Source organism: Brenneria roseae subsp. americana, assembly GCF_003115815.1.
In the GTDB taxonomy this organism is placed as follows: Bacteria; Pseudomonadota; Gammaproteobacteria; order Enterobacterales; family Enterobacteriaceae; genus Brenneria; species Brenneria roseae.
On record NZ_QDKJ01000006.1, the window covers coordinates 121,865 to 144,963 of the forward strand.

A 23,099-nucleotide genomic window follows, 5' to 3' on the forward strand; every position below is an offset into this window, starting at 1 on the left:
TTCCCAATGCGAAAATTCCCAGGCAATCCGCTTTCATTTCTCCGGCGCAAAACAGAGCTCAACTTCACTACAGCTTTCACAGGATGGCGATCGGCAGATCAGTTCCCCATCCCGTGACAGGCACACCTGACGATAGAAAAACTTTTTCCAGCGCATGTTCTGCGTGTTCATTTCAACCAGCGGCGCAAAGCAGATGCTCATCAACTCACGCAGTTCGGCCCGCGACGCCAGCCCTAAATCCTGCCATAGATGATTGAAACTCATTGATGCGCCAGCAATTAACCAGTGCATCGGCGCCGCTTCTTCATCCATATATTGCAAAAGCCAATTCGCCAGTTGTTCGCATTCCTGCTGGCGTGGCCGCAGTAACATACTCAGCAAGGCATCCTGCTGATCCAATGCCGCGGGACGTTCTGCCGCCTTACGTCCCACTCGCCGCAGCAGCCGTTGCCAGTCGTCATCGTTCAGATTCATTTGCGCAGGAAAGCGCGCCACACCGGCCAGATGATTGTCGACCAGATAGCGCAGCCATGCCAGCGGCGTGGGTGCGATTGTCATTATGCCACCCCCTGCTGGTTGACCTCCAACCGGGCACGCTGCATCCGCCATTGTTCCAGCGTTTCGCGTACTGGCTGCCATGCGCCGCTCACACAAGGTTCGATACCTTCAGTTTCCAACCGCTGCCAGGGCGTCAGCCCGATACGGACACAAAATACCGCTTTGACATCCGCCAGCAGGGCAACGAGCTGATCCAGCCGCTCTTCCGGCTCACCTTCCTCGCAGTCCGTCGGGCTTTTGCAGTAGCGCTGAGTGAAGCGTTCACCCAGCGGGATAATACCCGCGCGGGAAATACTGAAAATATGAAACCGATCCACATGACCAAAATGCCGATCGATGATTTCCCCTTGTCCGGTTGCAACCGCCACCAGACAGGCATCAGGCTCTTCCGATTCTCCCTGCGACGCGATGCTGGCCTGAATGCTCGCCCGGCGAAATAGCGCCGGCAGCCAGGACTCCTGCCGTTCAGGTAATGACGCCAGCGGAAACTCCTGGCTACGGTCTTCCCCCAACATCCCTATCGCATCGGCGCGGCACTGTTGGCAATGCGCCATTTGCGGCATATGCCGTCCGCACTGACTGCGCACTTCCCCCAGCGTTTCCGCATCCGGTTCACGCACGCCTTCCAGACCAAATCGGGTGCCATGTTCGGGTTTTGCGATCAGCGGCATCACGTTATGCAGCACCGCTCCCCACTGCCGCGCCTGCAAACTGACGTCACCAAGATGCGCGGCATTGATTTCCGGGATCAGTACGGAGTTCACCTTCACCATAATACCGTGCTCCGCCAGTTTACGAATGCCCTCGCCCTGCCGTTCAATCAGCAGATCGGCGGCGATACGCCCATTCAGTTTGTCGCCTTCGTACCACAGGCCGTCATAGATTTTTTCGGCAATCACCGCGTCAATGGCATTCACGGTAACGGTGACATGATCGACCCCGATATCCACCAGTCGATCGATGGCATCCGGCAGCATCAGGCCGTTGGTTGACAGACACAGTTTGATATCCGGCAATTCCGCCCGCAATCCTTCCAGCGTCTTGAACGTGCGGGCCATATTGGCCAGCGGGTCGCCCGGCCCGGCGATACCAATCACCGATAGCTGCGGGATCTGCGACGCGACATATTTCGCTTTGGCAATCGCCTGTTCTGGCGACAGAAGCTCCGAGACAACGCCGGGGCGGGATTCATTACTGCAATCGAACTTGCGGTTACAGTAGTTGCATTGCAGATTGCAGGCGGGCGCCACCGCCAAATGCATCCGGGCGTAGCGATGATGGGCCAGCGGAGAGTAACAAGGGTGACGGGACACTTTATCCGACTGCAAAGGGGTAAAATGTGCCGTATTCATCGGCCCGCATGACCGTTTACCTGAAAAAGATGCGTTGTCTGTCATATGCTTAACCTCAGTAATGAGCGACTTCACTTCTTTTTTGCAAACGGCATGCCGGGCGGAGAAAAATTAAAAGTGTTTATTAAATAAAGCGTTATGCGTTTTATCCCCACTGCGCCATAACTGACATTGTCCGACAATGTATTGAATGCGACATTCCCTGATTCTCCCGGCGTAAATTACGCTTAGGAAGAAATAGCCGGATAGCTCACATTCTCTGCATATTGATATTCATAATCTGAATACGATACGCCACCTGACGCGGCGTCATCCCCAGCAGGCGGGCGGCTTTGGCCTGTACCCAGCCGGTGCGTTCCAGCGCCGCAATCAGGCGTTGCCGCTCATCCTGAATATTTTCAATGCTGGGTTCATGGTTCATATTCGTGACAACGTCACTGGCGATTCTGTTGCGATTGAACGGCGCCAGCGCGTTTTCTTTGTAATTAAACAAAATGACATCCCGGTCGATCAATCCGTCCTCTGCCATTACCGCCGCACGCTCCAGACAGTTTTCCAGTTCGCGCACATTACCCGGCCAGTCATAGTTCATCAGTAAACGTATTGCGCCTTCACTGATATGCAGTTCCCGTCCCTGCCGTTTACTGAGCTTGGCGATCAGAAACTGGGCCAGATCCTGTACATCCTCAAGCCGTTCGCGCAGCGGCGGTAAAAAAATCGGCATCACATTCAGACGGTAATAGAGGTCTTCACGAAAATTCCCGGCTCTAACCTCATCTTCCAGATTCCGGTTGGTCGCCGCGATAATGCGCACATCCACACGCAGCGTTTCATCACCGCCGACGCGCTCCATTTCGCCTTCCTGCAAAATACGCAGCAGTTTGGTCTGAAACGATGCGCTGCTTTCGCCAATTTCATCCAGAAACAGCGTGCCACCATCCGCCAGTTCAAAACGCCCTTTACGCTGTTTGACCGCCCCGGTAAACGCCCCTTTTTCGTGGCCGAACAGTTCGCTTTCAAGCAACGAATCGGGCAAGGCCGCACAGTTGAATTTCACAAATGGCGTTCCGGCGCGTGGGGAGTTGTAGTGAATGGCGTTGGCGATCATCTCCTTACCCGTACCGCTTTCTCCCCGGATAAGCACCGTCGTATCCCAGCGCGACACCTGACGCATCAGGTCGAAGATATGCCGCATCGGCTGGCTTTTACCGACGATATTGTCAAAACCATACTGCTGCTGAACTTTTCGGCGCAGGCTGTCGCGTTCACTGCGCAATGCCTCGTTCTCCCCCTTGGCATGACCGATTAACCGGACCGTTTGGGCGATCAGATTCGCCACCATTTCCAGAAAACGGGTGCTGGAAGGCAATCTGTCCTCATGCAGTTCCATAGGCTGGGCAGCCAATACCCCGAGCGGCATGCCATCCGGGCCGGGAATGGGCACGCAGATAAAAGGCAAAGCATAGTCATAGAGGTTAAGGCGATCTAAAAAGCGCGGATCGTCCGATACCCGGGGCAACACCAGCGAAGTCCGCTGGCTCATCACGGTTCCCAGAATTCCCTCACCGACCCGATAGCGGACACCCCGTCCTCCTTTGATCACCTGCGCCCCCGCTCCCTGCAACGCTTCGATAAACAGCGCGGCGCGGTCTTTATCAAACAGGCAGACCATGCCGTATTGCATAAACGCATGGTCGTGCAACGCCTGGATCATCTCTTCCAGCGTATGCTGCACATCCAGCGAATGGCTCAACGCCACGCTGATTTTATGTAGCGCCACAACCTGTTGCTGTAAATCCAAACGCCGGGAAAACTGTTCTGTCGTCGGGAAATGTGCCATTTTTTATCCTCCCAGGGCTTCGGTGGTGAGGTATAAACCGTCAATCGGCAATATGAGCGTCATCAATGTGCTGCCGGATAGCGTTTGTTCGGTGGTGACCGACCCCCGCAGTTGCGACATGATCATCTGTATCAGGCGCAGCTCCATGCATTGTCCGGTTGCCAATATTTCCATCATCGGGCGATCCGCCTCCTGCACAGAAGGCGGCAGGTTATCCGTGACGCTAAAGTACAATTGCTGGCATTGCTGCCTGACCTGAATCGCGATCGTCACGTCATCGTGTATTTTTCCCGTTAACGCCAGACAGCGATCGAGCCACAGACTCAATGCGGTCAGAATCAGCGTTCGCTGGCTGCGCAGGGTTAAATCGGGCGCGGAACAAGACCATTCCAGCTTGCCGGCCCGCCCTATGCGATACCGGTAAATATCGGCCAGATCCGTCATCATGGCGGTGAGCGAAATACTGTCCTGCGATTCCTGATGCAAGGTCGGACGACACGCGGTCAGACGCGAGATAGCGTCTTTCCCTTCGTTCCACGCCGTGCGCAACGCGACATTATCGACATCGGGATTCAGCCGCAACGCGGCGGACAGCATGTTTAACGGACAACTGAGCTGAATTAACGCGGCATCCAGCGTTTCACGGATCGCCGCCATCATTTTGTTGACGCTAATCTGACGCTCAAGCTGGGATCGCCGCTCCTGCGTCATTTGTCGCTGCTGCTCGGTGCAATCGACAATCACCACCAACTGGCGTGGCGGCGCGCTGTCGGTAAAGTAGAGACTGGCTTCTTCATTGACGGCGTGCAGCGGCCAGCAACTCACCGAGAACCATCGCTGGACGCCGCGAATAACCAGCGGCGTCATGGCCGAAGGCTCGGTACGATTCAGGCAATCCAGCAACACCAGCGGTTCCTGTCCGTCACAATCGGCGCTGAGCGTTTTATAAGCCAGATTGTCCATCACGATGCTTTGCGGCCCTTCCACCACGACAACGGCCGCCGGAATGTTATTCAGGACGGCGGAAATCAGCGTCATCTGATTACGAACCCGCTGCGCCAGCGCGTAGCGCTCACTGATGTCTTTGTGCATTCCCAGATAATGCTCGATTTCCCCCTGCGCATTGAAGATAGGGGAAATCGTGATTTCGGCCAGATAGAGCGACATATCCTTGCGCTGGTTGATCAACTGACCGCTCCACGAATGGCCGCCTGAAATCGTCTCCCACAGAGACTGATATACCGAAACGGGCGTCTGATGGCTGGAGAGCAGATTATGATTGGCGCCCATTAATGTATGCAGCGCGTAGCCGCTCAGTTCACAAAAGGCGGGATTGGCATACACAATATTTGCCCGAGGATCGGTAATAGAAATCGCCACTGAAGACTGTTCAACGGCCGTATGAAAGAGCGCCGCATGCAGCCCCTTTCCTCCCAGCGATGATGTAATCAGGTGCACATCATCCAAGACTAACGATGAACTCATCCCGGCCCCTCCGGTTTGCATAACGCGTTCTGTCGGCTTCATGACAAATTGTCAGATTGCGGAACAGACATCGAACGACATGAAATACCCTTATGGAAAGTGCAAGATTTATTCCCTTCTGCGAAGAAATCGCAAAAACATTGATCATGGTGTGGGTTTTTACCGCTATTGCCCTTTTTCTCGTTGCCTGTGATCGGTATCACGCTATTACCCACTCCTGTGTTGCCCACTTTTGGCGCAGCTTTTTGCACCTTGATTGCCCATTTATTGACCAGAACAAGCTGGCACGCCTTTCGCAATACCCCTCTGGGAATCTCGACCTGTGGGGGATCAATGAAAGAGATACTGTTAATCATGCTGGCCAATATTCTGGTCAACAATGTCGTACTGGCGCGCTTTTTGGGGCTCTGTTCCTTTATGGGCGTAACGAATCAGGTCAAGGCTGCCGTGGGGATATCCATTGCGACCACGGTGGTCATCACGCTGGGTTCCGCATTAGGCTGGGTGATTGAATTCTGGATACTGGCTCCGCTCGATCTGGTTTACCTGCGTTTGCTGTCCGTCATTCTGGTTATTGCGTCGCTGGTACAGTTGATTGAGATGGTGATTGCAAAATACAGCCCGCCCCTCTACCGCTCACTGGGTATTTTTCTTCCGCTGATTACCACCAACTGCGCCGTGCTCGGTGTGGCGCTGCTGGTTCTTCAGGATCAACTGAGCTTTACGCACAGCGTACTCTTTGGTTTTAGCGCTTCGCTGGGCTATTCGCTGGTCATGATTATTTTTGCCGGGCTGAGAGAGCGGCAGGCCAGCGCCCTCCCGCCGCTGCTGTTCAAAGGTACGCCGCTCAATTTTATTACCGCCAGTATTCTGGCGCTGGCCTTTACCGGCTTTGCCGGATTGTCATCATAAGGAGACGGAGATGTTGATACTGACTTTACTCGCTATTCCGCTCATCTCCGCGATGATCGGCGCATTGCTGGGTTATGCCGCAATCTACCTGAAAATAGAAAGTGACCCGATGGTTGATAGCATTGTGGCGTTACTACCAAGCGGACAGTGTGGTCAGTGCGGCTATCCCGGCTGTCGTCAGGCCGCGGTCGCCATGGCCAGCGGCGAAGCAGCCGTTACCATCTGCTCTCCCGGCGGCAACGTTGTCGCGCAGCGCATTGCCGCCCTGATGGGCATCAGTCTGGACGAGGACAGCGTTAAAGGGCCGATGGTGGCGATGATTAACCCCCAGGACTGTGATGGCTGCGGCCGTTGCTCAAAACAGTGCGCCTTCGATGCGATTATTGGCGCCACTCGCCAAGTACATGGCGTACTCAGTGAAGACTGTACCGGTTGCGGCACCTGCATAGACATTTGTCCGCAAAACGCCATTCACCTTTACGCCGATCCGCATCTTACCCCCATTGTCGCCAAACCCGGTTTCGCGCCGCGACAGGAGCCCAGCTATGCTTAAAGCCCTCACGACGCCCCACGGCGGCATCCGTCCTTATAGCCATAAATCCTTAACCCGCGGACTGGCTATTCGCCCGCTTCCCATGCCGGAGAAACTGACGCTGCCGCTGCGCCAGCACACCGGCGCGCCCGCTATTCCGCTGGTAAAGATTGGTGACACCGTCACGTCAGGTCAGTGTCTGGCCCAGCCGTTTGGCCGGATGTCCGCACCGGTGCACAGCCCGGCAGAGGCGCTGGTGACGGAAATCGTGACCGGGGATACCGGATATATTCAACTGCGAACGCTGCCGGCCACATCAAACGCCAGCCGGCTGGCAACCACGGAAGACAGCAGCACCGATAGAATGCTCTCGCTCATCGCCCAGGCCGGTATCGTCGGTATGGGCGGCGCCATGTTTCCGGCAGCGGATAAAATCCGGCTGGCGATGCGTCACGAAATCAAGTACCTGATCATCAACGGCGGCGAATGTGAACCTTATATCACCGCCGACGAACGCATGATGCAGGAGCAGGCAGAATTTTTGCTCGGCGGGATCCGCTATCTCCAGCAGTTGACCAGGGCCCGCCGGGTCTATATCGGCATTGAAGATAATAAACGCGAGGCCATTCTGCGTCTCGATCGCCTGTGTCAGGATGAATCCGATATCGATGTGGTTGCGCTGCCGTCCCTCTATCCCATGGGTTCCGCCAAGCAGCTGATAGAAGCGGTAACCGGGCAGCAGATCCCCCATAACAAACGCTCGCCGGAAATGGGCGTACTGGTTCAGAACGTCGGCACCTGTATTGCCATCTTCCATGCTATCCGCTTCCGTCAGCCGCTGACCCATCGGGTCATTACCGTCAGCGGCCGGGCGATTGAAGAGCCCGGCAACCTGCTGGTGCCGATCGGCACGCCGATCAACACCATTATTGCCGCCTGCGGCGGACTAAAAAGCACGCCGGCCCGGATGATCCTGGGGGGACCAATGATGGGGCGGGCGACAACCGATCTCAATGCCCCCATCACTAAAGGCACCAGCGGTTTGCTGTTGCTGACCGAAGATGAAATTCCCCAGCCGCACAGCAGCGCCTGTTTACGCTGCGGTCGCTGTGTGGATGCCTGTCCGATGGGGCTGCCGCCGCTGGCGATACTGGCCGAACTGAAGATCGACGAACTGAATAACGCCCGCGATCTGGGGCTGAACAGCTGTTTACTTTGCGGCTCCTGCTCGTGGGTTTGCCCTGCCGTTCTGCCGCTGACCCAGTTTTTCGACTGGGGACAACAACAATTACGGCTGGAACAGCGCCGGGATAATAAACTACAGCGCGCCAGCGCCAACAGCCTGCGGCGGCAGGAACGCCTTGCCCGCGAGGCCGCCGAAAAAGCAGCGGCGAAAGCGGCCAGACCGTCCCGACGCCGTAGCGCGACACCCGATGCGCCGATGGAGGGCTCCGCATGTTGACGTCACCTCATGTTCATCAGGGACTCAGTACCCAGAACCTGATGCATAAAGTCAATCTGGCATTGATGCCGGTGGTTTTGCTGGGGATTATCCAGTTTGGCGCTCCCGCGTTGATGCTGATGTTCACCAGCATCGTCGCGGCATTGCTGTGTGAAGCATTGTGCCTGCGGGCCAACCCGGCGTCGCTCGGTCATGTATTTGACGGCAGCGCACTCCTCACCGCCCTGCTGTTTACCCTCAGCCTGCCCCCTCATGCGCCGCTGTGGCTGGGCGCGTTCGGCTCTGCGATCGCCATCCTGCTGGGTAAGCATATTTATGGCGGACTGGGGCAAAACCTGTTCAATCCGGCCATGCTGGCGCGCGTCGTGGTGCTGATTGCCTTTCCGGTACAAATGACGCACTGGATCGAGCCTACCGAGTTCTGGAACGGCGCGGTCTATTCCCTGCATACCGATGGCACCACCAGCGCCACCTTGCTCGGTGCGTTCCGAGAACACACATCGGCCACGTTCTCATGGGAAAACGCGCTGATAGGCACCCATAACGGCAGCTTCGGCGAAACCTCCACCCTATTGTTGGCACTGAGCGGCCTGTGGTTATTGCAACAGCGGGTGTTCAGCTGGCATGCCCCTGTCGCCATGCTGATCGGCTGTCTGCTGCCGGGGCTGATCCAGTGGTTTATCGCCCCGCAATCCATTTTGCCGCCGCTGGCGCAGCTCACGACCGGCGGGTTGATGCTCGGCGCCATCTTTATCATCACCGATCCGGTCACCGGCCCCGGTAGTCCACTTGGCCGCCTGTATTACGGCGCGCTGGCAGGCTTTCTGGTCTGGGCCATTCGCAGCTTTGGCAATTATCCCGAAGGCGTCGCCTTTGCCATCCTGCTGGTGAACGCCATTACCCCGTTGATCGATAGCTGGACCCGTCCGCGGGCCTATGGCTATCGGACACAGAAGGAGAAATAACAATGGCCTCCGCTTTAGACTCCGGGCTGCGCTGGCCGCCGCGCAGCCATCCCATCAATCTGAGTCTGTTGCTCGGGACCTTTACCCTGCTAATCAGCCTGATGATTGCCGGGGCCTGGTGGGCAACCTATACCGAGATTGAACTGCGTCATCAGGAGGATACCCAGCGCCAGCTCGCGGCGGTTTTCCCCGACGCGCTGCATGACAATCCACTCAGCGGCAGCGAAGTCACATTAACGCTGGACGGCGCGCCGGTGCGCGTTTATCGGGCCACCCGGCAAGGCAATCCCAGCGGCGTCGTAATGTTCGGCGGCGAGAAAGGTTACAGCGGCATCATCAGCCTGCTGATCGGGATCGATGCCAACGGTGAACTGACTGGCGTGCGAGTGATCTCCCACACGGAAACGCCAGGGCTGGGCGACAAAATCGAGTTGAGCCACGGTAACTGGATCCTGGGGTTTAATGGCAAATCGCTGCAAAACACCACTGAAAAACAGTGGCACGTTAAAAAAGACGGCGGCGATTTCGATGCGTTCACTGGCGCCACCATTACCCCGCGCGCCGTAGTGAAGGGCGTACACCAGACGCTGCAACTGTTCCAGCGCCATCGTGCTGAATTGCTTGGTTTGAGCGAGGAAAAATCCCATGAGTGAAATAACGGCAACACCGCCGGCGGAGCGTCCGGCCTACCGTGACATTCTCGTCAGCGGCATCTGGACCAATAACATTACCTATGTACAGATCCTCGGTCTGTGCCCGTTGATGGCCGTGACCACCACCGCCACCAACGGTTTCGGGATGGGCATCATGACCACCGCGGTATTGGTGGGGGCGAATCTGCTGGTGTCGCTGCTCCGGCATCTGACGCCGCATCAGATCCGTATTCCGGTTTATATCCTGATCATCTCCAGCCTGGTGACGGTGCTCGATCTGTCGATGAACGCCTGGATGCATGACCTGCATAAAATTCTTGGGCTGTTTATTCCGCTGATCGTGGCGAACTGCGCGCTGCTGGGCCGGGCGGAATCCTTTGCCGCCCATAATCCGCCGTTCGCCGCCACGCTGGACGGCATGGCGACGGGGTTGGGCTTTACCCTTGGGGTGACGTCAATGGGGGCAATTCGCGAGATTATCGGTAGCGGAACGCTGTTTAGCGGCGCGGAGCTGCTGCTCGGTCCGCAATTTCATTTTCTGGAAATGCATCTGTTGCCCGATTATGACGGTTTTCTGCTGATGCTGTTGCCCCCCGGCGGTTTTGTGGTGATGGGATTGGTGCTGGCAGGCATTCGCGGCGTCAAGGTGTGGCGCTACGGCACTGACGTACTGAAGAAAGACGGCGGCGCCAGTCCGGGTTGCGGCGCCGGATGCGGAGGCTGCCACGGATGAAATTCACCATCGCGCATGCCAACGGCTACCAAAGCCGTTGTATCGACATGGATCTGCCCGCGCCCGTCACCTTACGCGAGGCGTTTCTGGCATCCCCTTTGCCGGCGCTGTTTCCCTGGCTCGATCCGGATGTGCATCGCATGGGCGTCTTTGGACGTCTGTGCCCCGCCGACAGTGAAGTACATGAAGGCGATCGGGTAGAAATCTACCTGCCGATTGAACGTGCCGCCCAAGAGGCGGACGACGATGAAGCGTAATTTAACCGTCCTTTTCTGAGATTCTTTTAAGGAGAATATAAACCATGAGCACTATCGGCATTTTCTTCGGTACTGATACCGGCAAAACCCGTAAGATCGCCAAACTGATCAAACAGAAACTGGGAGAACAGGCGGCTGAGCCCGTGAACATCAATCGCGCCTCCGTTGACGATCTGCTGGCTTATGATGTGCTGATCCTTGGCACGCCTACGCTGGGCGACGGTCAACTTCCCGGTCTGGACGCCGAGTGTATGAGTGAGTCCTGGGCCGAATTTGCGGACGATCTGGCCAATGCCGATCTCAGCGGTAAAACCGTGGCGTTGTTCGGACTCGGCGATCAGGTCGCCTACCCCGATGCCTTTGTCAACGCGCTCGGTGAGCTCTATGACATCGTCAGTGAAGCCGGCGCCAACATCATCGGCACATGGCCGGCCGAAGGTTACACGTTTACCGACTCCTCCGCGCTGGAAAACGGCAGTTTCGTCGGTCTGGTGCTGGATCAGGATAATCAGCAGGATCTGACGGAGGCGCGGGTGGCACAATGGGTCAGTCAGCTTCAGGCCGCATTCTGATTTTATCGCCTCGAACGTGCCTGCCCTGGCAGGCATCACACTGTTTTTTTAAAGAGATTCACTGGGCCTCGACGCTGATATGCAGCGTGATGGCCGCATTTACCGCGCGCCGATCGTCGCCAGCCACTGGCGTTGGTACTGCTGGCGCCGGGTCTCCTGCCACTGTTCGCGGATTTGCGCCAGTGCCTGCGCTTTGGGGACTTCGCTTGCGGGTTGGATAGCTTCACACCATAGAATATGCAGCCCCATTGCCGTTTCCACGATCGGGCTGAGCGTATCCGTCCGCATGGAAAAAAGCATGGCGTCCAATTCCGGGTAAAGCATGCCGCGCTTTATCCACCCCAGTTTGCCGCCTTCCAGCGCCGTCGGACACTCGGAAAAACGCACGGCCAGGCGGGCGAAACGGCGGGGGTCCATCTGCAACCGACGTTGCAGCGCCGCCATGCGGTCGGCTACGATCGCCCGCGTTGAATCCGCCTGTGCGTCGTCAATCACCAGCAGCAAGTGATGCGCCAGACGTTTCTCCGGTTGCTGAAAGCGATGCACATTCTGCTGATACCATGTTTCAACCTCACCGTCGCTGACCGGCGGCGCCTGCCCGGCGACCGCATCCAACACGGCAGTTAATGTCGCTTCATGCGCCAGCGCCTGTCGCAGCCCCGCGTCATCAATACCGGCATGTTGCAACGCCGCCAGCCAGGACGGTTCATCATCGAAAAACGTGCGCAGAACATATTGCGCGCTCATGATGCCGTTTTCGTCCACCCGGATACCCTGCTGCTCCGCCCGTTCGCTGATGGCGCGTTCCAGTTTCCACTGGCGCGCCAACTGGATGACAAATAAACGCTGCTGTTCTTCCGTTTGTTGCCACGGCAGGCACTGATGCAGCGATAAGGAAAGCTTCAGACGGGAATAACGCTGCCACATGGGAAGCGTTTCAACATTACAGGCCGTCATGATCAATGGCCTCCAGTGCGTGTTCCGGTACCTGCAACAATGTCCCGCCAAACAGGACGATGAACTGCATCGGGCATGTGTCGTGTTCAACGCCCATGACCTGACCGACATCCCCGGCCTGCACGCGGATATGGTGATCGGTAGCCAGAATCATCGAGGCGGAAACCCAGTCGCCATATTGAAACGCGCCCTCAACCCACGGCGCACTGGCCGGAATCAACTCGTGTTCGCGGCACCCGACGATACGATCATCATCAATAAAATGGACCTGATAGATGATGTTATCCTGCAAAAACGTCCCCCATTCGCGCACATAGCCGATGGCGCCGCGCCGCACCAGCAGCTCGCCGCGTGTTTTGTTCGGGAACGTCCCGTCGTTACGTACGCTCCTGATCACCCGCACCGCCTCACCAAACGCAAACCGGGGTTTCATGTTACGTCTCCTTCATCATCCAGTAATAGCCAGGGAATGAAACAGCGGACGGTACGTTGATATACTTTCAACTCTGAACGTTCACGCAATTCACCGCTGACGACGAACAGATAACTTTCCTGCAACATGGTCCGCACCTGATCCAATCGAAACTGTTGGCGTTGTTGCGGGGGCATCGGCGGTTCTTCCGCAGGACGGTATTGCCGCAAACGGCGGCTGAAGGCATGCAGGATATGCAGATGCCGGACCCGCACCTGTTGCGCATCAAAAGGGATTGCAAAAAAACGCAGAAAATCCTCGGCGCTTTCCAGCTGACTCACGCCGGGCAGTTCATCAAACCAATCCATAACGCTACCTCTTAGACTCGCTTACCCCACCGCGATACATCACTTGCGCATTATCGACGCTCAGACCACGTTAAGCGCCCGCGTCGGTATCTCCGATAGCCCCTGATAAAGATGGCAAAGCTCATCCGCGGTAGGGCTACGCTTACCGGTTTCAGCGAACGTCCGTAGCGCCTGCTGGATCAGCGGGATCTGCGTGTCATTCACCGTCAGACCAAGCTGCGAGAAAATCGCTTCCAGCGCCCGCCGCCCGGAGTGTTTCCCCAGCACCAGTTGATGCTGGCGCCCCAGTATCTGCGGGGCGATGCTTTGATAACTTTCGACATCTTTCAGCAGGCTGGCGACATGGACACCGGATTCATGTGTAAATACCCGTTCGCCGACCAGCGGCTGCCGATAGGGGATGGTTTCGCCCGCAGCCCGGGCAACCTGCTCGCAAAGCGCCGGTAGCCGTGTGGCGTCAATGTGCGTATCGCCCAGCTGCGTGTGTGACAGCGCCAGCACTACCTGCTCCAGGGCAGCGTTACCCGCCCGCTCTCCCAACCCTAAAACGGTAGTGCTGACGTGTGTCGCGCCCGCTCGCACCGCGGCCAGCGTATTCGCCGTCGCCATGCCAAAATCGTTATGAGCATGAATTTCCAGTTCGCCGGACCAATAGCGCCGCAGCCGTTGAATTTGCTGAAAGGCGGAAAACGGATCGAGTAACCCCAGCGTGTCGGCAAAACGCATGCGCTGTGCTCCCGATAAACGGGCCGTTTGCGCAACGGCCGCCAAATCTTCTTCACTGGCGCGCGAGGCATCTTCGCCCCCGATACACACACGCAGCCCCAGCGATAATGCAAACCGGGTCAGTTCCCCCAATTGCCGCAGCATATCCGGCCATGGCAAACCGACCTTGTACTGCCGTAAACAGGCAGAAACGGGCAGCGAGATGTCCACCCAGTTCACACCCAATGCCGCCGCCTGCCGAATGTCTCCCTCATTCAACCGGCACCAGGCCATCAGGGTGACGTCGGGTAACGTCTGGCGAATGCGATAAATGCGCGCGCACTCCTCTTCCCCCATCGCCGGGGTGCCGACTTCCAGCTCAGGCACCCCCGCCTTGACCAATGAGGAGGCAATAGCCAGCTTTTCATCGGCGCTGAACGCGACGCCGGGACTTTGTTCGCCATCGCGCAGCGTGGTGTCGTTAATGACAATGGGTTGCATGAGCGAAACCTCCCTGATTAGCCCCAGGCCGGCATGAACGCGCCGGGTTTATCCTGCTGCCAGTACGGGGACAGGGCGCGCAACCGATCAACGATCGCAGGCAACTGTGCCAGGACATAGTCGATTTCCCGCTCGCGCGTATAGCGCGACAGTGAAAAACGAATGCTGCCGTGCGCGGCGGTATACGGAATGTCCATGGCCCGCATCACATGGGACGGCTCTAATGAACCCGAGGTACAGGCGCTGCCGCTGGAGGCGGCGATACCGACCTGATTGAGCATCAGCAAAATGGCTTCACCTTCAATAAACTCAAAGGCAATATTAAGCGTATTCGGCGTGCGCGGTTGTTCGCCGCCCATCACGCGGGTACCCGCGATAGCTTGCAACCCCGCCTCCAGCCGATCGCGCAGCGGCGCAATGCTGGTCATCATCATCGGCAGATGCAGCGCGGCTAATTCGCTCGCCATGCCCATCCCGACAATACCGGCAATATTTTCCGTTCCCGCCCGCCGAGCGCGCTCCTGATGCCCGCCGCGCAACAGCGGACGAAAACGAGTACCGCGCCGCAGCCACAGACAGCCGGTGCCTTTCGGACCGTGGATTTTATGCGCCGAACAGGAAAGCATATCGATCCCGGAGTCCGCGACGGCAATCGGCACTTTCCCGACGGCCTGCACCGCATCACAGTGAAACAGAATGCCGTGCTCATGGGCGAGTTGCGCCATCTGCTCAATCGGGAACAATACGCCCGTTTCGTTATTTGCCCACATGGCCGTCACCAGCGCCACGCCGTCATGCAGTAAGGCTCGATACACATCCAGATCGAGCGCACCCTGCTCGTTGACGCCCAGCCGATGAATTTTATATCCCTGCCGTTCCAGATGTTCGCACACCGCCAGCGTCGCCGGATGTTCGACGGCGGTGGTAACGATCTCGCGACGGGACGGAAAAGCCTCCGCGGCCGAAAGGATCGCGGTAGAGGTGGCTTCCGTCGCACAAGAGGTAAAAATCACTTCGCTGTCATAGCGAGCGCCCAACAGGCTGGCGACCTGTTCACGGGCACGGGCCAGCGCCCGGCGGGAAGGTTCGCCGAAATCGTGGATGGATGACGGGTTACCATATTGGTCCTGCAAAAATGGCAACATGGCTTCCAGCACCATCGGATCAATACGGGTAGTGGCATTGTTATCCAGATAAATGGGTTTCATTGTGCGCATTCCTTGAAGGCTGAAGAATGAATAATTATCCGGCGACAACCGGATCATCGGCGATAACACGAATGAAGCAGCCCAGCCGTTCCAGCAGTTTCTGCTGGAGCCAGCCCAACGTCATATCCGTCATCATGCAGCCATGGCAACTTCCCGACAGAGCAACCCGCACTTCGTTTTCCGTCACGTCCAGTAGCGTGATATCACCGCCATCCATCAGGATATGCGGGCGCAGCCCGGCAATAACGTCTTCGACCGCCAGCCACTGCTGACTCTTTTCTTTTACGCTCTCAACAGCCGGCCGGTCGCCGGCCGCAGCCAGAATGTCGCTCAGCGTCTGTTCGATTTTTTCGTGACAGGCGGTACATCCTCCGCCCGCCTTGGTGTACTGGATCACCTCTTCCAGCGACGTCAGCCCGTTGGTCAGCACCGCACGTTTGATTTGTCCTTCATCAACGGCAAAGCATTTGCAGATCAATGCGCCTTCCTCATGATCGTCATCCAGCGTTTCGCCACGATAGTTGGCAATCGCGACGCGCAGGGCCTCCTGCCCCATGACCGAACAGTGCATTTTTTCTGGCGGCAGGCCGTCGAGATAATCGGCAATGTCCTTGTTGGTGACCTGCGCGGCCTCCTCCAGCGTTTTGCCGATTATCAATTCGGTCAATGCGGATGACGAGGCAATGGCGCTGCCGCAGCCGAAGGTCTGGAATCCGGCCTCCTGGATCACTTCGCTATCGGGATCGACCCGCAACATCAGTCGCAGAGCATCACCACAGCTGAGAGAACCGACATCGCCTACCGCATTGGCCTGCTCGACGACACGGGCGTTGCGCGGATTAAAGAAATGTTCTTTTACCTTCTCAGAATAATTCCACATGCTCACTACTCCCGTTCATAAACGACTTATGCTGTTGATACTTCGCATGAACCACTATCACATCGGCATCCCAGAGGTTGAAATTCGACCCAGACGCCCTGCGTATCCGAACTGATACGGGCCTGCGCCAACTGTTGCCAATGCGGCGCAGAAGCCAATAGCCGCAACCCTGCGATTTCACGGCATTCTTCACCGGGTAACGCCTGGGAACGCCATATCATCTGCAATGACCAGCCCCGGCAGGCATCCCCTCTGACGACCAGCGCCAGCCCGGCGATGGTTTGTCCGTGCTGCTGCTGACGTAGACGGAGTTGATTTAGCGTCATCGCATCGATATGCATCATGGTTTTGCTCCTGTAGCTGTCATTTATCATTCTGCAAATGTGATACCAGTCACAAAAATGTTTTTTATCAGCAAGATAGCGTTTAACGCGGTGGTTGACCTGCGACATAAACAGCGGCAATTGTCGGTTTTGTCGCACTGCTTACAAGTCCCCCTCATACCACCCGCTTTCCTGCATCATGACGTTAAAACGGTTGCGGTCTTTCTGCCGTGGGGATTTTCTAATGCGTCCGTCGTCGCATAGCGCCTGCGCATCCGCCAGCAGCATGGCAATCGGCGTATTCATCTGTACATTGACCGCGCGTACGCCGATACCCAGCAGTTGGCGGAAAGCCGTTTCCCCAACGGCGGTGCAATACAACGAAAAACATCCTTCCACCGCGTTGATGCGACTGATGAGCTTATCTTCGTTGTGTCCCTGACAAACGGTGAAATCGGCGACTTCCAGCAATTGCACTTCATCACCGCGAACGCCGTAAATCGCCAGCCGGGGCGAAGAGCCAAAATGTTGATCGACCACGCGGAGATCGACGCTGGCAAATGCGATACGAATGATCCAGCTATCGGCGCAGGGAATGGCTAATTGACGGGCTAAATGCCTCATGGCCGCTCCTCCATGACGGGGTCCTGAACCGGAGTCAGTGAAAAATCCTGCTTCAGCGGCGAATGATAAACGGGCATTTCGCGGTGCGCCTGACACATGGCATTAGCCAGCTCGAACAACGTGTCGCGAATACCGCTGTATCCCTGTCGCAAACGGCGAAACTCGCCGATGCGGTCAAACAACGGAAAACCGATGCGAATCAGCGGCAAGTGGTATTTTTCCGCCAGTAGCGCCCCATGAGAATTGGCGCACAGCAAATCAATCCGCTGAGCACGCAGTCTGTCTTCCACATCCTCCAGATCGCCAATCTGGACTTCCGGGACCGGCAGTGACGATAAGCCCGGCTGATTCGCCGGGGCGACCACGCACTGTGGCCGGATCCCCTGACTGATGGCAAAATCCAGCCAGGCCGCCAGCAGATCGCCCTCTGCCGCAATCGCCAGTCGTTTATCCTGCAACCAGACATGCGTATCGATCATCGCATCCTGCAACTGGCCGCGCTGGCGCTCGATCCAGGCGGGAACCTCCCGCCCTGAGATCATTTGCAGATGCTGGATAAAGCGATCGCATTGATCCATCGTCATCAGATGCGGCATCCAGAATGACGGCGTCTGACAGCGGTTCTCCAACAGACGGGCCGCCCGCTGGAGCGAAACGCCAATGGCAATCGTGGAAACGCTCTGCCCCATCTGTTCCAGTTCACGTACCGATGTTCCGCCCTGCGTGAGCGCCAGGAAATCCCCTTCGGCCAGATGCCCATCCAGCGATCCGGCCAAATCCGGCAGCACGATCGGTTGCAGGCCAAACGCTTCCACATAGCTGCGGATCAGTTCATGATCGCCGGGCGTCAGCATATGCCCCAGCAGCAGATTCACTCGTTTTTTGCGTATCCCTTTCGGCATCGTCGCCGGCACACACTGTTCAATGACGCTTTCCAACACCGCGGCATAGCCATTCTCCATCGATCCATAAAAATCCGGCGAACTGGCGGTGACAATAGCGACAGACTGGTATTTGGGATGCTCGGTACGGAACTGGCGTAACGCAAACGCGAGGTCGGCGCCCTGCGCTTCAGACAAGCCGGTGCTCAATATCACGATAAGCCGCGGATTGTGGCGCTCGCACAGTACCGACAACGCCGTCAATACGTTATTGTTCGCCCCCATGATGGTGGTAATGGGGTCCATCGCCGTTGTTTGCAGCGGAATAGGTTCATGAAAATGCTGGATAAAAAACACTTTTGCAAAGGCACTGCATCCCTGTGCGCCGTGAACCAGTGGAATACAGCCATCCAGTCCCATGCTGGCTAAAATGGCGCCCAGCGGCTGTCCGCTTTTAATCGGACTGGTCGCCAGAGGTTTGACTGACTTGAGGATCTGAGCCATTGAATTTCTCCTTACTCAGTGTTGCCAGGGGGCCCGGCGACTGACCTGCGACCAGATGGGGCTTTCCAGCGTGAGACAGAGCTGGCGGGCGAGCGTCACGATGCCCTGATACCCGGCAAAGGCGTGTTCCCGTTCCTGATTGATATCCAGAAATGGCAGGCGAGCCTTGTAGGCGGTGTACATATTGCGGCCACCGGCAATCATAATGTCGGCGTTGTAACGGTAAGCGGTATCCAGCAACAGGCGGGCATTACCGTCATCCAGCATGATCGCGTTCTCTCCCATCAGTTCGCGAATGCGGAATTTATCCTCTTCCGTCGATTTTTTCGTTCCGGTAGCAACCACATCCAGCCCCAGATCCTGTAGCGCCGACACCACCGACCAGGATTTCACCCCGCCGGTATACAACAGCGCGCGTTTACCTTTCAGACGCTGACGATAAGGAGCCAGCGCCTGATTGGCCGCCCGCTCTTCTTGTTGGATCAGCGTTTCGGCGCGGGCCTGTAAATCGTCGTCCCGCAGTAAACCAACCAGCGTACGCAATGAGGCGGACATTTCCCTGACGCCATAAAAACTGCCCTCAAACCAGGGCGTGCCATAGTGCAGTTCAAGATAGCGGGCGACGTTAATCAACGCCCGCGAGCACACCAGCATGTTGGCTTCGGTGCGATGCAAGGTCTGAAGCTCGGCAAAGCGGGCATCACCGGATAAACTACCCAGTACGCGAATGCCCAACTGATCCAGCAACGGCAGGACATGCCAGAATTCTCCGGCAATATTGAACTCGCCGATTAAACCAATACTGTGGCCTTTTTCTTCCGGGATGGCGAAATCTGCCGGCCAGGGCGCAGGCTCCCGTTGACCCACCACCTTCTTCGCCACGACCTCGCCCGCGATGCGGTTACCCAGATTCTTGCTGCCGTAAAACCCGGCGGCATCAATCGCGATGACGGGAATATGATTAACCTGTTCCGCCGCACGGCACACGGCTTCGATATCATCGCCCTCCATCGCCGGAACACAGGTATTGTAGATAAACACCGCCGCCGGGCTGTAGCGTTCAACAATATGCCGGATAGCGTGGAACAAGCGGCGTTCACCGTGTCCCATAATCACGTTCTGCTCGCTCATATCGGTGGTGAATCCCAGACGATTAATCTGTGGTCCGGAACTATGGCTGCCGCGGTTATCCCAGGAACTGCCCGCGCACCCGATGGGGCCATGAACCAGATGGGCCACATCGGTAATCGGCAACAATGTGATCTGCGCACCGTCAAACGCACAGCCGCCTGCCGCCGTCCCCGGTTTGGGGGCGCTGCAACCAGATTTCTGACCGCCATTATGATCGCAGGCCGGCTGATCCATTAACGCCACGATTTCGCTATTTCTCATTACTTACCTCGGCACGGTTAATGTGACTGCATGAAGAACATTGCAATTGGCGCGCCATAGGGTATTTAATTGATTTTTAATAAATTATCATTGTAGGTTGTGCGACAAAACCCACAATGATTGTCAATCCCCATCATCCGAGGAGAAAGAACCGGCAAGCAAGATCCACAGTAAACGCTATGCTTTTTATCGCATCTATTGGATTCATTAACAGGACAACCCGTCATGCAGGACTATGCTTCCCCCGTCACCGCCTCCGTCAGTGCCCAAACCCTCATTCACACGCTGACCGACATTGTCGGTAAATCTCATATCCTCACCGATAAACATAAAACGGAGCGTTACCGCAAAGGTTTCCGTTCGGGTCAGGGCGAGGCGCTGGCAGTGGTATTCCCCGCCTCGCTGCTCGAACAGTGGAACGTATTCAAAGCCGCCATTGAAGCGGGCCGCATCGTGCTGATGCAGGCGGCCAATACCGGTCTGACAGAAGGTTCCACGCCGAGTGGTGAGGGATACGACCGTGAAATTGTGATCATCAATACCCTGCGGCTGGATAAAATTCAGCTGCTGGATAAGGGGCAACAGGTTGTGGCGCTGCCGGGCAGTACGCTATGGCATCTGGAGCGAATATTGAAGCCGCTGGGCCGCGAACCACATTCAGTGATCGGCTCTTCCTGCATCGGCGCGTCCGTGATCGGCGGTATTTGTAACAACTCCGGCGGCTCACTGGTGCATCGTGGCCCGGCCTATACCGAAATGGCGCTCTATGGGCGGGTTAATGAACAGGGACAGGTGGAACTGATTAATCATCTGGGGATCGATCTGGGCAACACGCCGGAAGAGATTCTGACCCGTCTGGAGTCACAGCAATACCGCGAGCAGGATGTGATCCACGACGAACGTCAGGCATCCGACCATGAATATGCCGAACGTATCCGTGATGTCGATGCGGATACGCCATCGCGCTTTAATGCCGATGAGCGACGCTTGTTTGAAGCCGCCGGCTGCGCCGGGAAATTGTCGGTTTTTGCCGTCCGTCTGGATACGTTCCCGGCGGAAAAATCCCAGCAGGTGTTCTACATCGGCACCAATCAACCCCAGGTGTTGACCGAACTGCGCCGTCATATCCTTTCCCGCTTTAACAACCTGCCGGTGGCGGGTGAATATATGCATCGCGATATTTTCGATATTGCCGAAAAATACGGTAAAGACACGTTTGTCATGATCGACAAGCTGGGTACCGATAAAATGCCCCTGTTTTTTAATCTGAAAGGAAGGATGGACGCCCTCTTTGGCAAAGTGCCCTTTCTGCCGTCGCATCTGGTGGATCGCACCATGCAGGGCCTCTGCCATCTGCTGCCTTCCCATCTGCCTGAGCGCCTGAAAACCTATCGCGATCGTTTTGAACACCATCTGATGCTGAAAATGGCCGGTAACGGCATTGAAGAGGCTCGCCAGTGGCTGGAGCAGTATTTTCGCGACGCCGACGGTGAATTTTTCGTCTGCACGCAGGAAGAAGGCGCCAAAGCCTTTCTGCACCGGTTTGCCGCGGCGGGCGCCGCGATTCGCTATCACGCAGTACATAGCGACGAGGTGGAAAACATCCTGCCGCTGGATATCGCCCTGAAACGTAACGATCAGGAATGGTTTGAGCACTTGCCGGCGGAATTCGACGATATGCTGGTACACCGTCTGTATTACGGCCACTTCATGTGCTATGTCTTCCATCAGGATTACATTGTGAAGAAAGGCGTTGACGTGCATAAGCTGAAAGAGAAAATGCTGGCCCTGCTCGACCAACGCGGCGCAGAGTACCCCGCCGAGCATAACGTCGGGCATTTGTATCAGGCCAAGCCTCAGTTAAAGGCGTTCTACCAGCATAATGATCCGACCAATAGCTTAAACCCGGGAATTGGTAAAACCTCCAAGCTGAAAAACTGGGGCGGCGATAGCCATCACTAACCACAGGAAGAAACACAGGGCAAAAGGCGGTTTCCCGCTGGCATCTTCTGGATGAGCCGTATGGATACCGTGAAAGCCGGAGATGTGCTTCCTGCATATCTCCGGCGGGCGCTTCTATCCGGGTTACAACCCAAACTGCCGCTGTCGCAGCGGGTTATCTTTCCCCAAACGTTTCGCCAGCCACGGCGGCATATGTTCCGCGATCATGTTCTGTAACGCCTGAAGCTGTTCATCAATCGTGGTATCGACGGGAACCTTGATCGGATGGATATTGCGCCGAATCACTTTCGCCGCGGCCGGGCCGCCAATCGATTCACAAAACAACAGGTGGCAATCCGTCAGTAGCTGTAACCGTCCTTCGTTGCCATCTTCTTCCTCTTTCGGCTGGTAACGGCGTAAGGTGCTCAGAAACGGGCCTTGCCGATCCCAGGCGTAAATGAAAAACAGACGGCACTGCCCGAAATGACCGTTTACCGTCAGTCCGTTACTGGAAGCAAACGCCACCCGCAACTGCTGACCGTGACAGCGTTCCGACTGTTCCGTCAAATGCGGGGGCAGATTGCCATTCAGGCAGTCCATAATTTGCTGCCAGCGCGCCACACTCAGGGCGGCATGACCCAATGGCGCATGGCGGGAAAGTTCATCCAGCGACAGCGACGACAGACGTTCCAGCGTTAGCGCTTCATTGCAGGTCGTTTCCAGCCATTTAATCAATGTGGCGGGGGTAATTTCCGGCAACAATTGAGCCAGAGCAAACAGCCGCCAGAAAAGTAAATCATCCCGAGTCAGGCTCATGCGCATCTCCGGTAGTGGTCATAATCAAAAAATCGTGATCGACAGTCAGTTGTCACATTTTTTCGCCCGCAGCGTGACAGGAAACGCAGGTTTTGCCGTTAATGGCGCGATAAACCAGTCCTGCCCCCCTTCCAGCTCAATGCGACCGCCCCAGCAATCTGGCCGATCGAATTCCAGAAACGTGACTCTGGCCTCCAGATCTTTTTTGGCAATATAGCAGTGCAGACCGTCAGCGCCCTGACGGAGAATGATGTTGGCCATGCGTC

At 56.5% G+C, this 23,099-nt stretch carries 25 protein-coding genes; 9 read left to right on the forward strand and 16 right to left on the reverse strand.

All coding sequences use genetic code 11. The annotated features are described in order from the left end of the window. Positions 1 to 33 precede the first annotated feature (33 nt). From B4923_RS09490 to nifL, 4 genes are all read right to left on the reverse strand, one after another. A complete protein-coding gene (locus B4923_RS09490) occupies positions 34 to 558 on the reverse strand; it encodes a nitrogen fixation protein NifQ (RefSeq protein WP_109054110.1) in 525 nt (174 codons plus the stop codon). Next, positions 558 to 1,955, reverse strand: coding sequence for a nitrogenase cofactor biosynthesis protein NifB (gene nifB / locus B4923_RS09495; RefSeq protein WP_109054111.1), 1,398 nt, complete (start codon positions 1,953 to 1,955; stop codon positions 558 to 560). Before nifB ends, B4923_RS09490 begins: the two co-directional genes overlap by 1 nt. 205 nt (positions 1,956 to 2,160) lie before the next feature. Further along, entirely contained in the window at positions 2,161 to 3,750 is a 1,590-nt protein-coding gene (gene nifA, locus B4923_RS09500) for a nif-specific transcriptional activator NifA (protein WP_109054112.1), read from the reverse strand. A gap of 3 nt (positions 3,751 to 3,753) precedes the next feature. Beyond that, the gene (gene nifL, locus B4923_RS09505) at positions 3,754 to 5,235 is read right to left on the reverse strand and encodes a nitrogen fixation negative regulator NifL (RefSeq protein WP_109054113.1); all 1,482 of its coding nucleotides are present in this window, start codon (positions 5,233 to 5,235) and stop codon (positions 3,754 to 3,756) included. A gap of 333 nt (positions 5,236 to 5,568) precedes the next feature. On the opposite strand from nifL, the gene rsxA reads away from it, so the two are divergent. The 8 genes from rsxA to B4923_RS09545 are packed head-to-tail and all read left to right on the forward strand — an operon-like array spanning position 5,569 to position 11,321. Beyond that, positions 5,569 to 6,147, forward strand: a complete 579-nt coding sequence (gene rsxA, locus B4923_RS09510) for an electron transport complex subunit RsxA (RefSeq protein WP_109054114.1) — start codon at positions 5,569 to 5,571, stop codon at positions 6,145 to 6,147. A 10-nt stretch (positions 6,148 to 6,157) separates the two neighbouring features. After that, on the forward strand, positions 6,158 to 6,700 hold the full coding sequence (locus B4923_RS09515) for an RnfABCDGE type electron transport complex subunit B (RefSeq protein ID WP_109054115.1): 543 nt from the start codon (positions 6,158 to 6,160) through the stop codon (positions 6,698 to 6,700). Next, positions 6,693 to 8,141, forward strand: coding sequence for an electron transport complex subunit RsxC (gene rsxC, locus B4923_RS09520; RefSeq protein ID WP_109054116.1), 1,449 nt, complete (start codon positions 6,693 to 6,695; stop codon positions 8,139 to 8,141). Before B4923_RS09515 ends, rsxC begins: the two co-directional genes overlap by 8 nt. Further along, positions 8,135 to 9,106 (forward strand): RnfABCDGE type electron transport complex subunit D, encoded by a 972-nt coding sequence (locus tag B4923_RS09525; RefSeq protein ID WP_109054117.1) that lies wholly within the window; start codon positions 8,135 to 8,137, stop codon positions 9,104 to 9,106. The genes rsxC and B4923_RS09525 overlap by 7 nt, the downstream gene beginning before the upstream one ends. Before the next feature lie 2 nt (positions 9,107 to 9,108). Next, complete coding sequence (gene rsxG / locus B4923_RS09530; RefSeq protein WP_109054118.1) at positions 9,109 to 9,759, forward strand: electron transport complex subunit RsxG; 651 nt, start codon at positions 9,109 to 9,111, stop codon at positions 9,757 to 9,759. Continuing rightward, on the forward strand, positions 9,752 to 10,492 hold the full coding sequence (locus B4923_RS09535; protein ID WP_109054119.1) for an electron transport complex subunit E: 741 nt from the start codon (positions 9,752 to 9,754) through the stop codon (positions 10,490 to 10,492). The genes rsxG and B4923_RS09535 overlap by 8 nt, the downstream gene beginning before the upstream one ends. Next, positions 10,489 to 10,749, forward strand: coding sequence for an RnfH family protein (locus B4923_RS09540; RefSeq protein ID WP_109054120.1), 261 nt, complete (start codon positions 10,489 to 10,491; stop codon positions 10,747 to 10,749). Before B4923_RS09535 ends, B4923_RS09540 begins: the two co-directional genes overlap by 4 nt. A 44-nt stretch (positions 10,750 to 10,793) precedes the next feature. Continuing rightward, positions 10,794 to 11,321 (forward strand): flavodoxin, encoded by a 528-nt coding sequence (locus tag B4923_RS09545; protein ID WP_109054121.1) that lies wholly within the window; start codon positions 10,794 to 10,796, stop codon positions 11,319 to 11,321. A gap of 99 nt (positions 11,322 to 11,420) precedes the next feature. Here B4923_RS09545 and nifM read toward each other — a convergent pair whose 3' ends face one another. From nifM to nifE, 10 genes are all read right to left on the reverse strand, one after another. Beyond that, positions 11,421 to 12,278, reverse strand: a complete 858-nt coding sequence (nifM, locus tag B4923_RS09550; RefSeq protein ID WP_109054122.1) for a nitrogen fixation protein NifM — start codon at positions 12,276 to 12,278, stop codon at positions 11,421 to 11,423. Then, the gene (locus B4923_RS09555) at positions 12,265 to 12,711 is read right to left on the reverse strand and encodes a nitrogen fixation protein NifZ (protein ID WP_109054123.1); all 447 of its coding nucleotides are present in this window, start codon (positions 12,709 to 12,711) and stop codon (positions 12,265 to 12,267) included. The genes nifM and B4923_RS09555 overlap by 14 nt, the downstream gene beginning before the upstream one ends. Further along, positions 12,708 to 13,058 carry a nitrogenase-stabilizing/protective protein NifW gene (locus B4923_RS09560; RefSeq protein WP_109054124.1) on the reverse strand — a complete coding sequence of 117 codons (351 nt, stop codon included), beginning with the start codon at positions 13,056 to 13,058 and terminating at the stop codon, positions 12,708 to 12,710. Before B4923_RS09560 ends, B4923_RS09555 begins: the two co-directional genes overlap by 4 nt. Positions 13,059 to 13,118: 60 nt before the next feature. Further along, positions 13,119 to 14,264, reverse strand: coding sequence for a homocitrate synthase (gene nifV, locus B4923_RS09565; RefSeq protein WP_109054125.1), 1,146 nt, complete (start codon positions 14,262 to 14,264; stop codon positions 13,119 to 13,121). Between the two features lie 17 nt (positions 14,265 to 14,281). Beyond that, positions 14,282 to 15,472: a cysteine desulfurase NifS gene (nifS, locus tag B4923_RS09570; RefSeq protein WP_109054126.1), complete on the reverse strand. Its 1,191-nt coding sequence runs from the start codon at positions 15,470 to 15,472 to the stop codon at positions 14,282 to 14,284. 34 nt (positions 15,473 to 15,506) lie between these two features. Continuing rightward, positions 15,507 to 16,352: a Fe-S cluster assembly protein NifU gene (nifU, locus tag B4923_RS09575; protein WP_109054127.1), complete on the reverse strand. Its 846-nt coding sequence runs from the start codon at positions 16,350 to 16,352 to the stop codon at positions 15,507 to 15,509. Positions 16,353 to 16,378: 26 nt separating this feature from the next. Continuing rightward, a complete protein-coding gene (locus B4923_RS09580) occupies positions 16,379 to 16,696 on the reverse strand; it encodes a hypothetical protein (protein ID WP_109054128.1) in 318 nt (105 codons plus the stop codon). A 141-nt stretch (positions 16,697 to 16,837) separates the two neighbouring features. Then, entirely contained in the window at positions 16,838 to 17,299 is a 462-nt protein-coding gene (locus B4923_RS09585) for a NifB/NifX family molybdenum-iron cluster-binding protein (RefSeq protein ID WP_109054129.1), read from the reverse strand. Further along, positions 17,296 to 18,684, reverse strand: coding sequence for a nitrogenase iron-molybdenum cofactor biosynthesis protein NifN (gene nifN, locus B4923_RS09590; RefSeq protein ID WP_109054130.1), 1,389 nt, complete (start codon positions 18,682 to 18,684; stop codon positions 17,296 to 17,298). The genes B4923_RS09585 and nifN overlap by 4 nt, the downstream gene beginning before the upstream one ends. A gap of 15 nt (positions 18,685 to 18,699) precedes the next feature. After that, positions 18,700 to 20,076, reverse strand: a complete 1,377-nt coding sequence (gene nifE, locus B4923_RS09595; protein ID WP_109054131.1) for a nitrogenase iron-molybdenum cofactor biosynthesis protein NifE — start codon at positions 20,074 to 20,076, stop codon at positions 18,700 to 18,702. A gap of 225 nt (positions 20,077 to 20,301) precedes the next feature. Here nifE and dld point away from each other — a divergent pair, with 225 nt between their 5' ends. Continuing rightward, positions 20,302 to 22,038: a D-lactate dehydrogenase gene (gene dld, locus B4923_RS09600; protein ID WP_109054132.1), complete on the forward strand. Its 1,737-nt coding sequence runs from the start codon at positions 20,302 to 20,304 to the stop codon at positions 22,036 to 22,038. A 123-nt stretch (positions 22,039 to 22,161) separates the two neighbouring features. On the opposite strand, the gene B4923_RS09605 is transcribed toward dld, so the two are convergent. Then, on the reverse strand, positions 22,162 to 22,827 hold the full coding sequence (locus B4923_RS09605; protein ID WP_170116040.1) for a NifB/NifX family molybdenum-iron cluster-binding protein: 666 nt from the start codon (positions 22,825 to 22,827) through the stop codon (positions 22,162 to 22,164). A 51-nt stretch (positions 22,828 to 22,878) separates the two neighbouring features. After that, positions 22,879 to 23,094: a putative nitrogen fixation protein NifT gene (nifT, locus tag B4923_RS09610; RefSeq protein ID WP_109054134.1), complete on the reverse strand. Its 216-nt coding sequence runs from the start codon at positions 23,092 to 23,094 to the stop codon at positions 22,879 to 22,881. Between the last annotated feature and the right edge of the window lie 5 nt (positions 23,095 to 23,099).